Genomic DNA, 12109 nt, shown 5'->3' on the forward strand with positions numbered 1-12109 from the left:
CCGCCGATTCGCGTCACGTGTTATTCGGTTTCCAGATCGATATCGATACCGAGCGAACGGATCTCTTTGATCAGTACGTTGAAGGACTCAGGCATGCCTGGCTCCATACGGTGATCACCGTCCACGATGTTTTTGTACATCTTGGTACGGCCGTTCACGTCGTCCGACTTCACGGTCAGCATTTCCTGCAGGGTGTAGGCGGCACCATAGGCTTCCAGTGCCCAGACCTCCATCTCCCCGAAGCGCTGACCACCGAACTGCGCCTTACCACCCAGCGGCTGCTGAGTAACCAGACTGTAGGAACCCGTGGAACGCGCGTGCATCTTGTCGTCCACCAGGTGGTTCAGTTTCAGCATGTACATGTAGCCAACGGTGGTCGGGCGCTCGAACTGGTTACCAGTACGACCGTCGATCAGGCGCATCTGGCCGCTTTCTGGCAGGTCTGCCAGTTTCAGCATGGCCTTGATTTCGCTTTCCTTGGCACCGTCGAACACCGGGGTGGCCATTGGCACACCACCTTTGAGGTTGTGCGCCAAACGCAGGATTTCCTGATCACTCAGTTCATCCAGGCTTTCTTGACGACCGCCAATCTCGTTGTAGATCTGCTGCATGAACTTACGCAGCTCGGCGACCTTACGCTGCTCTTCGAGCATACGGTTGATCTTCTCACCCAAACCTTTGGCCGCAAGGCCCAGGTGAGTTTCGAGGATCTGCCCAACGTTCATACGCGAAGGTACGCCCAGCGGGTTAAGCACGATGTCGACCGGTGTACCGTTGACGTCGTGCGGCATGTCTTCAACCGGCATGATCACCGAGACAACACCCTTGTTACCGTGACGACCAGCCATCTTGTCACCCGGCTGGATGCGACGGCGGATTGCCAGGTAAACCTTGACGATCTTCAGTACGCCTGGAGCCAGGTCATCGCCCTGCTGCAGCTTGCGCTTCTTGTCTTCAAACTTGTCGTCGAGCAACTGACGGCGATCGGAAATGTAGGCCTGAGCCTTTTCCAACTGCTCGTTCAGTGCATCGTCAGCCATACGCAGCTTGAACCACTGGCCGTGCTCAAGGCCGTCGAGGACCTCATTGGTGATCTCAGCGCCTTTCTTCAGGCCAGCACCGCCTTCGGCTTTCTTACCAACCAAAGCGGAACGTAAGCGCTCGAAAGTTGCGCCTTCAACGATACGGAACTCTTCGTTGAGGTCCTTACGGATCTCATCGAGCTGGCTCTTCTCGATCGACAGAGCACGAGCATCACGCTCAACGCCGTCACGAGTGAAGACCTGTACGTCGATAACGGTACCTTTGGTGCCAGTTGGCACACGCAGGGAGGTGTCCTTAACGTCGGACGCCTTCTCACCAAAGATCGCACGTAGCAGTTTCTCTTCTGGGGTCAGCTGGGTTTCGCCCTTCGGCGTCACTTTACCTACCAGAATGTCGCCAGGGCCGACTTCAGCGCCGACATACACGATGCCTGCTTCGTCCAGCTTGTTCAGTGCAGACTCACCGACGTTCGGGATGTCAGAAGTAATTTCTTCCGAACCGAGCTTGGTGTCACGCGCCACACAGGTGAGTTCCTGAATGTGGATCGTGGTGAAACGATCTTCTTGCACCACGCGCTCGGAGAGACAGATGGAGTCTTCGAAGTTGTAACCATTCCACGGCATAAACGCGACGCGCATGTTCTGCCCCAGAGCCAGCTCACCCATATCGGTGGACGGACCATCGGCCAGAATGTCGCTGCGCTCAACCTTGTCACCTTTGCTCACCAGCGGACGCTGGTTAATGCAGGTGTTTTGGTTGGAACGGGTGTATTTGGTCAGGTTGTAGATGTCGACACCGGCTTCGCCAGTTTCAACTTCGTCGTCATTGACGCGAACCACAACACGACTGGCATCAACCGAATCGATCACACCGCCACGGCGAGCCACGACGCAAACGCCGGAGTCACGCGCTACGTTGCGCTCCATACCAGTACCGACCAGCGGCTTATCAGCACGCAGAGTTGGTACAGCTTGACGCTGCATGTTCGAACCCATCAACGCACGGTTGGCGTCGTCGTGCTCGAGGAACGGAATCAGCGAAGCGGCAACCGAAACTACCTGCTTAGGCGAGACGTCCATCAGGGTGACGTCTTCAGGCGCTTTAACGGTGAATTCATTGAGGTGACGTACTGCCACCAACTCATCAACCAGTTGGCCGTTGTCATTCATGGTCGCCGAAGCCTGGGCGATAACGTGATCAGCCTCTTCGATGGCGGACAGGAAGACGATTTCGTCAGTCACCTGAGTGTCTTTCACCACACGGTACGGGCTCTCAAGGAAGCCGTACTGGTTGGTACGCGCATAGGCAGCCAGGGAGTTGATCAGACCGATGTTCGGACCTTCAGGAGTCTCAATCGGGCACACACGGCCGTAATGGGTCGGGTGTACGTCACGGACTTCGAAGCCAGCGCGCTCACGGGTCAGACCGCCCGGGCCAAGAGCCGAAACACGGCGCTTGTGGGTAATCTCGGAGAGCGGGTTGTTCTGGTCCATAAACTGCGAGAGCTGGCTTGAACCGAAGAACTCTTTAACGGCAGCCGCAACCGGCTTGGCGTTAATCAGGTCTTGCGGCATCAGGCCTTCACTTTCAGCCATCGACAGACGTTCTTTGACCGCACGCTCAACACGCACCAGACCAACACGGAACTGGTTTTCAGCCATTTCGCCTACGCAACGAACACGGCGGTTACCCAGGTGGTCGATGTCATCGACGATGCCTTTGCCGTTGCGGATATCAACCAGGGTCTTGAGGACCTCAACGATATCTTCCTTGCTCAGCACGCCCGAACCTTCGATCTCGGTACGACCGATACGACGGTTGAACTTCATCCGGCCGACCGCAGACAGGTCATAGCGCTCAGGGCTGAAGAACAGGTTGTTGAACAGGGTCTCGGCAGCATCCTTGGTTGGCGGCTCGCCAGGACGCATCATGCGATAGATTTCGACCAGCGCCTCCAACTGATTGGTGGTGCTGTCGATTTTCAGCGTGTCAGAGATGAACGGACCGCAATCGATGTCGTTGGTGTACAACGTTTCAATGCGTACAACCTGAGCCTTAACCACTTTGGCCAGGATCTCAACGTTCAGCTCGGTGTTGCACTCAGCGATGATTTCGCCAGTAGCCGGGTGCACGATGGCCTTAGCCGAGGTGCGACCGATCAGGTAGTCGATCGGCACTTCCAGCTCTTTAATACCAGCTTTATCCAGCTGATTGATGTGGCGCGCAGTAATACGACGGCCTTGCTCAACGATGACTTTGCCTTTCTCATCCAGGATATCGAGAACGGCAATTTCGCCACGCAGGCGATGCGGTACCAGTTCCAGGTTGAGGCTCTCACCTTTCACATGGAATACGTTGGTCGCATAGAAGGCATCCAGCACTTCTTCAGTGCTGTAACCCAGCGCACGCAGCAGCACGGAAGCTGGCAGTTTGCGACGACGGTCAATACGCACGAACACGGCGTCCTTCGGATCAAACTCGAAGTCCAGCCAAGAGCCGCGGTAAGGAATAACGCGAGCCGAGTACAGCAGCTTGCCCGAGCTATGCGTCTTGCCACGGTCGTGGTCGAAGAACACACCCGGGGAACGGTGCAACTGGGAAACGATAACGCGCTCGGTACCATTGATAACAAAGGTGCCGTTCTCAGTCATGAGCGGAATTTCGCCCATGTACACTTCTTGCTCTTTGATGTCCTTGATCGCTTTATTCGACGATTCTTTGTCGAAAATGATCAGACGGACTTTTACTCGCAGCGGCACAGCATAGGTCACGCCGCGTAGCGTACATTCCTTGACATCAAAAGCCGGCTCGCCCAAGCGATAACCGACATATTCCAGAGCAGCATTGCCGGAATAGCTGATAATCGGGAAAACAGACTTGAAGGCCGCATGCAGGCCAATGTCGCGGAACTGATCCTTGGTCGCTCCTGCCTGCAGGAATTCGCGATACGAATCCAGCTGGATGGCCAGGAGATAAGGCACATCCATGACATCCGGCAACTTGCTAAAGTCCTTGCGGATACGTTTTTTCTCAGTATATGAGTAAGCCATCAGCGTTCCCCAGCTTGGTCACCTGCTTATTTGGCCCCTCCGACGGGAGTTGCCAGAAACTCTTGCAAACCCTAAGTTTGCACCGCCACATTGGGCGGGGTTTTCACGCTCCAGATCAGCCAACGATTCGCCGACCTAGAACGGAAAAAGGCCGGTGGCAAAAGCCACCAGCCATCAGCCTTACGCGAGTCGCTCGGGCTGTAGACGCAAGGTCGTCGCTTACTTAAGCTCGACTTTGGCGCCAGCTTCTTCCAAGGTAGCCTTGGCTTTGTCAGCTGCGTCTTTCGCAACAGCTTCCAGAACCATGGCAGGAGCGCCGTCAACTACAGCCTTGGCTTCTTTCAGGCCCAGACCAGTCAGTTCACGAACTGCCTTGATGACGTTAACTTTCTTCTCGCCAGCTTCAGTCAGCATGACGTTGAATTCAGTTTGCTCTTCAACAACAGCGGCAGCAGCAGCTGGGCCAGCGGCGGCAACAGCAGCAGTAACGCCGAAGGTTTCTTCCATTGCTTTGATCAGCTCAACAACTTCCAGAACAGTTTTCTGGCCGATTGCTTCGATGATTTGTTCGTTAGTCAGAGACATGACTTTAAATCCTGTATTGGGGTGACAGCCTACGCAGCCATCAAATTAAACATATGATTTTGAAAGAATTTACGATGCCTTAGGCAGCAGTAGCTTCTTTCTGGTCGCGAATGGCCGCCAGAGTACGAGCCAGCTTGCTGGTAGCGCCTTGGATCACGCTCATCAGCTTCGCAATAGCTTCGTCGCGAGTCGGCAGCGAAGCCAACACGTCGATCTCGTTTGCTGCGAGGTACTTGCCCTCAAACGCAGCTGCCTTGATCTCGAACTTGTCCTGACCCTTGGCGAACTCTTTGAAAATACGAGCAGCAGCGCCCGGATGTTCCTTGGAGAATGCAATCAGGGTCGGGCCTTTGAACACGTCGTTGAGGACAGCATAATCTGTGCCTTCAACTGCGCGCTTGAGCAGGGTATTACGTACAACACGCACGTATACGCCAGCTTCGCGGGCCTCTTTACGGAGTCCGGTCATAGCGCCTACAGTCACACCGCGGGCATCAGCCACAACAGCGGACAGGGCGACTTTGGCAGCCTCGTTGACTTCAGCGACGATGGCCTTCTTGTCTTCGAGTTTAATTGCCACGGGTTTAACTCCTGCTTGTTACCGTTTCATCCCCACGGAGGCGGATGTCGTTTTGGTGTCTGATTCGGTAAGGAACCGGGAGCACCATCTGCGTAGGCTGTTAATTTAAGACTCACGCCACCTACGGTCTTGGATAGCCCCCGCCAGGCAGGGACCCCAAAGTTTCGAAGCAGCGCAATCGCTTGCGCCACCTCTATGTATTACGCGTCGAGCGAACCCTGATCAATGATCAGACCTGGGCCCATAGTGGTGCTCAAGGTTACGCGCTTGACGTAGATGCCTTTCGAAGTCGATGGCTTCAGACGCTTAAGGTCCGAAATCAGCGCTTCAACGTTCTGCTTCAGCTTCTCGGCGTCAAAACCAACCTTGCCGACGGAGCCGTGGATGATGCCGTTCTTGTCAGTACGGAAACGCACTTGACCAGCTTTGGCATTCTTCACAGCAGTAGCAACGTCAGGAGTAACGGTGCCGACTTTCGGGTTAGGCATCAGGCCGCGCGGGCCGAGCACTTGACCCAACTGACCAACAACGCGCATTGCATCCGGGGAAGCAATAACTACGTCATAGTTCAGGTCGCCACCTTTCATTTCGGCAGCCAGATCATCCATGCCTACGCGGTCAGCGCCGGCAGCCAGAGCAGCTTCAGCAGCTGGCCCCTGAGTGAACACAGCAACGCGAACGCTTTTGCCCGAGCCATTCGGCAGCACGGTAGCGCCACGAACAACCTGGTCGGATTTACGCGGGTCAACACCAAGGTTGACGGCGATATCTACCGACTCAGAGAACTTGACAGCGGACAGTTCAGCCAGCAGAGCGGCCGCTTCAACAAAGTTGTAAGCCTTACCAGCTTCAACTTTCTCAGCGATTGCCTTTTGACGCTTGGTCAACTTAGCCATTACACACCCTCCACGTTGAGGCCCATGCTACGAGCGGAGCCGGCGATAGTACGCACAGCTGCATCCATATCAGCTGCAGTCAGATCAGCCTGTTTAGTTTTGGCGATCTCTTCCAGCTGAGCACGAGTCACAGTGCCAACCTTAACGGTGTTCGGACGAGCCGAACCGCTGGTCAGGCCTGCAGCCTTCTTCAGCAGAACCGAAGCAGGGGTGCTTTTAGTTTCAAAGGTAAAGCTACGGTCACTATATACAGTGATAATCACTGGAGTCGGCAGACCAGGCTCCATGCCCTGGGTACGGGCGTTGAAGGCCTTGCAGAATTCCATGATATTCACGCCGTGCTGACCCAGAGCCGGGCCGACAGGTGGCGACGGGTTGGCTTGTGCAGCCTTTACTTGCAGCTTGATATAAGCCGTGATTTTCTTAGCCATGAGCTACTCCAGTTTTGGGTTCTAGCGCCTTACGGCTCCCCAGTTATTACCTATTTATCCCAGTGACGAAAAAACCCCGCAGCCCAAGGCTGCGGGGTAAGGGATGCGTATGTCAGCTATGCCTTTTCGACCTGACTGAACTCCAGCTCGACCGGTGTAGAGCGACCAAAAATAGTCACAGCCACCTGAATTCGGCTCTTTTCGTAATTAACTTCTTCAACAACGCCACTGAAATCAGCAAACGGACCATCGGTCACGCGCACCATTTCACCTGGCTCAAACAATGTTTTGGGCTTCGGCTTGTCACCGCTATCAGCGACACGACGCAAAATGGCATCAGCTTCTTTTTCGGTGATTGGCGCAGGCTTATCTGCAGTACCACCAATAAAGCCCATGACGCGAGGAGTATCCTTGATCAAGTGCCAAGTAGCCTCACTCATCTCCATCTGCACCAGGACGTAACCTGGAAAGAATTTACGCTCGCTCTTGCGCTTCTGGCCGTTCCGCATCTCTACCACTTCTTCAGTAGGGACCAGAATCTCACCAAAAACATCTTCCATACCAGCGAGCTTCACACGCTCGACCAACGAGCGCATAACATGCTTCTCGTAACCCGAGTAAGCATGCACAACGTACCAACGCTTAGCCACGGGACACCTTTAACCGACAATCAACGAAACAATCCAACCCAACAGCGAATCAACGCCCCACAAAAGAAGCGACATAACCAGTACAACAGCAACAACAATTAGCGTTGTCTGCGTGGTTTCTTGACGGGTTGGCCAAACGACCTTACGAATTTCAACGCGGGCTTCTTTCGCCAACACCCAAAAGGCCTTGCCCTTTGATGTTTGCAACGCAATTACACCTGCCAATGCCGCAACAACCAGCAAAGCAAGCACACGATACAGAATTGGCTCAGCAGAGAAATACTGATTACCAACTACGCCTAAGACCACCAGAGTAGCAACTAAGAGCCACTTAAGCAGATCAAAGCGAGAGTCTTTGGCTTCAGCCTTAACATTCATCTACTAATATCCTGTAAAAAGACGCGCCAAATTCTAGAGAATATGGCAGGTCAGGAGGGAATCGAACCCCCAACCTACGGTTTTGGAGACCGTCGCTCTGCCAATTGAGCTACTGACCTAAAAACTGAATCTGGCCGACCATTATGCCGGCCAAATCAAAACAGATCAATCAATTACGCGATGATCTTGGCTACAACGCCAGCGCCGACGGTACGACCGCCTTCACGAATGGCGAAACGCAGACCTTCTTCCATTGCGATGGTCTTGATCAGAGTGACAGTCATCTGAATGTTGTCACCTGGCATTACCATCTCAACGCCTTCCGGCAGTTCGCAGTTACCAGTTACGTCAGTAGTACGGAAGTAGAACTGAGGACGGTAGCCTTTGAAGAACGGAGTGTGACGACCGCCTTCTTCTTTGCTCAACACGTACACTTCTGCAGTGAAAGTGGTGTGCGGCTTAACCGAACCCGGCTTGACCAGAACCTGGCCACGCTCTACGTCGTCACGCTTGGTGCCGCGCAGCAGAACGCCGCAGTTCTCACCAGCACGACCTTCGTCGAGCAGCTTGCGGAACATCTCAACACCGGTACAGGTGGTCTTGGTGGTATCACGCAGACCAACGATCTCGATTTCTTCCTGGATCTTGACGATACCGCGCTCGATACGGCCAGTTACCACGGTGCCACGACCGGAGATCGAGAATACGTCTTCGATTGGCATCAGGAACGGCTTGTCGATAGCACGAACCGGCTCAGGGATGTAGCTGTCCAGAGTCTCAACCAACTTCTTGACGGCAGTGGTGCCCATCTCGTTGTCGTCTTGACCGTTCAGAGCCATCAGAGCGGAACCAATGATGATCGGAGTGTCGTCACCTGGGAAATCGTAAGTGCTAAGCAGGTCACGCACTTCCATTTCAACCAGCTCCAGCAGCTCAGCGTCGTCAACCATGTCAGCCTTGTTCAGGAAGACAACGATGTACGGAACGCCGACCTGGCGGGACAGCAGGATGTGCTCACGGGTTTGCGGCATCGGACCATCAGCGGCCGAGCAAACCAGAATAGCGCCGTCCATCTGCGCAGCACCGGTGATCATGTTTTTTACGTAGTCGGCGTGACCTGGGCAGTCAACGTGTGCATAGTGACGCACGGACGAATCGTATTCAACGTGAGCGGTGTTGATGGTGATACCGCGAGCTTTTTCTTCTGGGGCACTGTCGATCTTGTCGAAGTCAACCTTGGCCGAACCGAACACCTCGGAGCAGACGCGGGTCAGAGCAGCGGTCAGAGTGGTTTTACCATGGTCAACGTGACCGATAGTACCAACGTTGACGTGCGGCTTGTTACGCTCAAACTTTTCTTTAGCCATTTTGACTGCCTCCCAGAGAAGAATTGACCCAGCATCACCGCCATAAAACAAAGGCAGATACTTGCATATCTGCCTTTATTATATGGAGCTCATGAGCGGACTCGAACCGCTGACCTCACCCTTACCAAGGGTGTGCTCTACCAACTGAGCTACATGAGCAAAACACATTGCAAGAGCAGCAATACTGGAGCGGGTAGCGGGAATCGAACCCGCATCATCAGCTTGGAAGGCTGAGGTTCTACCACTGAACTATACCCGCGGAGCCTGCAGCTCTCGCTTAATCTGGTGGAGGGAGAAGGATTCGAACCTTCGAAGTCGATGACGTCAGATTTACAGTCTGATCCCTTTGGCCACTCGGGAATCCCTCCAAACGGGGCGGCATTCTGTTTCCATGCCGACCTACTGTCAAGCAATTTCTCATTAAAAAACCTGAGGTTAGCTACATTGACAGCAACCTCGCAGAACACTTGTTAGCGCCAGCCTGCGAAGCGGGCGCCATTCTATGCATTCTATTGCGTGCTTGCAACCCCCTCGCAAGGCATTAATTGCTGCTCTAACCCCTTGAAGTCAAATGCTAAACGCTGGAGCAAGGAATCATCCGCAAGACGCCGACTTTGCGGAGCTATGCGCACCCAAAAACTACGATGCGCACGCGTTAACTCTCGCAGTGACGGCTCGTAACCCGCATCACGCAAACGCTGCATAACACTCTGCGCAGAATCACTACGCGGAAAGATGCCAAGGGAAATACCGTTGGCCAAATCTCCCTGAGTAATGATGTAACTGTCGATCTTGCGAGCCTGTAACTCCCGCAACTGACGCAGTGAAGCCTGCCGCGACGCCAAAGGAGGCAGATAAACCCAGTAATCAACGCCGGACGCCGCATCCATGCTCTGCACCCGTGACTGAACATCCAAACTAAGCAAGCGCTGCTCGACTGCTGACGCATCCGCCTTCAATTCAAAGCTACCGAGGAACAGACACACCGCCTCAGCAGGCGGCACCACAACCACTTCTCGCCGCGGCGTCGCACTCGATTCGCTAAGGAGACGGATATCACGTTTACTATCTTGCGCCATATTTAAAGGCGCAATTTCAGTAACCCGTAACGGTGCCTGCTGCTGATGCCAAACGTAATAAAACAAATTCAGCACAATTAACCACAAGAACATCCAGCGCATGCGTGACCTCAGTCGATAGGGCAAGCGATCGCCAATCCGATAAACACCAAATCAGGCACAACACGCGCCCCTGGAACAACACCTACAACCAAGGGTGCGTCCCCCCCAGTGAGGAAAATATCAAAATCGTCACCCAGCATTTCAGCAGCCATAGCCACCTGACCACCGACAAAGCCACGCAACATTAATAAGCACCCACGCTCAACCGCCTCCGCAGTAGCACGCCCCGGCAGCAACCTCGCCAATGCCCGCGCAGCCTCATCACCGTCATAACGAGTTCGCCGGGTATGAGTGCGCAACTGCGTGCGCATTAAAGGCACGCCCGGACAAATAAAGCCCCCAAGATGCTCACCGTTAGCCATAACAAAGTCCGAAGTCACCGCAGTACCAAGGTCAATAACCAGTGCAGCCTTGCGCGATATTTGATGTGCACCCACCACAGCAAGCCAGCGATCCAACCCTAGACGCTGATACTCGTCGTACCCATTACGCACACCGGACAACGCGACCGCAGACTGGGCAACGCGACACTCAACAGCAAAGCTTCGTTCAAGCATAGAGACGAGCAACATAGTCTCTTCATCGCTGCGCACACTTACTAGACGGCAGGCGCGCAAATACACGCATCGCTCGCGAACAGCATCAATCAGCGCCTGATCAGACTCAACCACTCCGCCCGCACTTGGCGCCAGCTTGTCATCACTGAGTAAGCGCCACTTTATTAAGGTATTACCGCAGTCGAGCTCAAGAATCATCACGCAACCTCAGGCTGAGTTCACCACCACTAAAGCTTCTCTCAACCCCATCAACACGAAGACGAATGGCTCCAGAACGATCCACCCCTAAAACCACACCCTCAACAGGCTCTCCACCCGCGGTTAAGGCGACGGAACAGCCCTGCCAAAGGTTGTTAGCCTGCCACTCATCCTGCAACGCAATAAAACCATCCCGTAACTGTATGTCCAGATAACGGCTTAATTGTCGATTTAGCTCTATCACAAGCTCATTTCGATTTAACTGACAACCTAACTCAGCACGCATTGAAGTCCACGGCTGACCAATAACCCCCTGATCAACTGCAAGCATGTTCACATTCAAACCAATACCGATCACTACATGGCACACATCCGCGGGATCCCCGGACAACTCCAACAAGATGCCCGCCAGCTTACGCTCTCCAACCAGCAGGTCATTGGGCCATTTCAATCCCGCCTCAACCACACCAAAATGACGCACAACCTGAAGTAGGGCTAACCCAACGGCCAAGCTCATGCCCTCAAGCTGACGCATCCCACCTTCTATACGCAAAACCAGGCTGTAATATAGGTTTTCGCCGAACGGGCTGACCCAGCTCCGCCCCCGCCGCCCCCGCCCACCAGTCTGCCGCTCAGCGAGCACATAGAAAGGCAGAGACTCAGCCATCGGCAAAAGCCGAAACGCCTCTGCGTTGGTCGAATCCACACTCGGCACAACGCAAGCAAGCCACTGCGGCGCATCCAACTGGGCATTTAACCAATCCGCATCAAGCAGCCGCATTGGCGCAGCAAGTCGATAGCCACGACCTCGCACCTTGTGCAGCGGTAAAGACAGCTCAGCCTGCAGCACCTGCAACTGCTTCCACACAGCCGAACGGCTAACGCCCAAAGCCGCACCTAGTGCCTCACCGGAGTGGAATTTCCCGTCTTGAAGAAGCTTCAATAATGCAAGCATAAAAGTCCCGCCCAGCAACAAGGCACGCATGATAACGACGCACGGTTTAGTTGCCTATCAAGGCCAGCGCGCGAACTGTGGATTTTTACTGCACAAAGTAAAACCCCCGACCGTTTTCACGATCGGGGGTTTTGGTATAGGTGCTTGACGATGACCTACTCTCACATGGGGAAACCCCACACTACCATCGGCGATGCATCGTTTCACTACTGAGTTCGGGAAGGGATCAGGTGGTTC

11 protein-coding genes, 4 tRNA genes and 1 rRNA gene are annotated in these 12109 nt (G+C 54.2%); all 16 read right to left on the reverse strand.

What is annotated here, in order from left to right:
• Positions 1-20: 20 nt before the first annotated feature.
• Complete coding sequence (gene rpoB / locus VCA57_RS20380) at positions 21-4094, reverse strand: DNA-directed RNA polymerase subunit beta (protein ID WP_411187037.1); 4074 nt, start codon at positions 4092-4094, stop codon at positions 21-23.
• 219 nt (positions 4095-4313) lie between these two features.
• Entirely contained in the window at positions 4314-4679 is a 366-nt protein-coding gene (rplL, locus tag VCA57_RS20385) for a 50S ribosomal protein L7/L12 (RefSeq protein ID WP_411187039.1), read from the reverse strand.
• Between the two features lie 79 nt (positions 4680-4758).
• Positions 4759-5259, reverse strand: coding sequence for a 50S ribosomal protein L10 (rplJ, locus tag VCA57_RS20390; protein ID WP_411187041.1), 501 nt, complete (start codon positions 5257-5259; stop codon positions 4759-4761).
• 200 nt (positions 5260-5459) lie between these two features.
• On the reverse strand, positions 5460-6155 hold the full coding sequence (rplA, locus tag VCA57_RS20395; protein ID WP_274087698.1) for a 50S ribosomal protein L1: 696 nt from the start codon (positions 6153-6155) through the stop codon (positions 5460-5462).
• Positions 6155-6586: a 50S ribosomal protein L11 gene (rplK, locus tag VCA57_RS20400; protein ID WP_069522401.1), complete on the reverse strand. Its 432-nt coding sequence runs from the start codon at positions 6584-6586 to the stop codon at positions 6155-6157. The genes rplA and rplK overlap by 1 nt, the downstream gene beginning before the upstream one ends.
• A gap of 116 nt (positions 6587-6702) precedes the next feature.
• Complete coding sequence (gene nusG, locus VCA57_RS20405) at positions 6703-7236, reverse strand: transcription termination/antitermination protein NusG (RefSeq protein ID WP_411187044.1); 534 nt, start codon at positions 7234-7236, stop codon at positions 6703-6705.
• Positions 7237-7245: 9 nt separating this feature from the next.
• Positions 7246-7614: a preprotein translocase subunit SecE gene (gene secE, locus VCA57_RS20410; protein ID WP_411187046.1), complete on the reverse strand. Its 369-nt coding sequence runs from the start codon at positions 7612-7614 to the stop codon at positions 7246-7248.
• Between the two features lie 43 nt (positions 7615-7657).
• Positions 7658-7733, reverse strand: a tRNA-Trp gene (locus tag VCA57_RS20415).
• 54 nt (positions 7734-7787) lie between these two features.
• A complete protein-coding gene (tuf, locus tag VCA57_RS20420) occupies positions 7788-8981 on the reverse strand; it encodes an elongation factor Tu (RefSeq protein WP_160089368.1) in 1194 nt (397 codons plus the stop codon).
• 83 nt (positions 8982-9064) lie between these two features.
• Positions 9065-9140, reverse strand: a tRNA-Thr gene (locus VCA57_RS20425).
• Positions 9141-9166: 26 nt separating this feature from the next.
• A tRNA-Gly gene (locus tag VCA57_RS20430) sits at positions 9167-9240 on the reverse strand.
• 24 nt (positions 9241-9264) lie between these two features.
• A tRNA-Tyr gene (locus VCA57_RS20435) sits at positions 9265-9349 on the reverse strand.
• 141 nt (positions 9350-9490) lie between these two features.
• Entirely contained in the window at positions 9491-10162 is a 672-nt protein-coding gene (locus VCA57_RS20440; protein WP_411187049.1) for an SPOR domain-containing protein, read from the reverse strand.
• 8 nt (positions 10163-10170) lie between these two features.
• Positions 10171-10917: a pantothenate kinase gene (locus tag VCA57_RS20445; RefSeq protein WP_411187051.1), complete on the reverse strand. Its 747-nt coding sequence runs from the start codon at positions 10915-10917 to the stop codon at positions 10171-10173.
• Positions 10907-11872 (reverse strand): bifunctional biotin--[acetyl-CoA-carboxylase] ligase/biotin operon repressor BirA, encoded by a 966-nt coding sequence (gene birA / locus VCA57_RS20450; protein ID WP_411187055.1) that lies wholly within the window; start codon positions 11870-11872, stop codon positions 10907-10909. Before birA ends, VCA57_RS20445 begins: the two co-directional genes overlap by 11 nt.
• 142 nt (positions 11873-12014) lie before the next feature.
• Positions 12015-12109, reverse strand: a 5S ribosomal RNA gene (rrf, locus tag VCA57_RS20455); the annotation flags it as partial.

The sequence above is a fragment of the Pseudomonas sp. genome (assembly GCF_046581935.1).
Taxonomy (GTDB): Bacteria; Pseudomonadota; Gammaproteobacteria; order Pseudomonadales; family Pseudomonadaceae; genus Aquipseudomonas.

What these genes read in the sequence shown, in the direction of transcription:
- rpoB (WP_411187037.1), bottom strand. Translation starts at nt 4,094, where the DNA reads ATGGCTTACTCATATACTGAGAAAAAACGTATCCGCAAGGACTTTAGC.
- rplK (WP_069522401.1), bottom strand. Translation starts at nt 6,586, where the DNA reads ATGGCTAAGAAAATCACGGCTTATATCAAGCTGCAAGTAAAGGCTGCA.
- VCA57_RS20440 (WP_411187049.1), bottom strand. Translation starts at nt 10,162, where the DNA reads ATGCGCTGGATGTTCTTGTGGTTAATTGTGCTGAATTTGTTTTATTAC.
- rplA (WP_274087698.1), bottom strand. Translation starts at nt 6,155, where the DNA reads ATGGCTAAGTTGACCAAGCGTCAAAAGGCAATCGCTGAGAAAGTTGAA.
- rplL (WP_411187039.1), bottom strand. Translation starts at nt 4,679, where the DNA reads ATGTCTCTGACTAACGAACAAATCATCGAAGCAATCGGCCAGAAAACT.
- birA (WP_411187055.1), bottom strand. Translation starts at nt 11,872, where the DNA reads ATGCTTGCATTATTGAAGCTTCTTCAAGACGGGAAATTCCACTCCGGT.
- VCA57_RS20445 (WP_411187051.1), bottom strand. Translation starts at nt 10,917, where the DNA reads ATGATTCTTGAGCTCGACTGCGGTAATACCTTAATAAAGTGGCGCTTA.
- secE (WP_411187046.1), bottom strand. Translation starts at nt 7,614, where the DNA reads ATGAATGTTAAGGCTGAAGCCAAAGACTCTCGCTTTGATCTGCTTAAG.
- tuf (WP_160089368.1), bottom strand. Translation starts at nt 8,981, where the DNA reads ATGGCTAAAGAAAAGTTTGAGCGTAACAAGCCGCACGTCAACGTTGGT.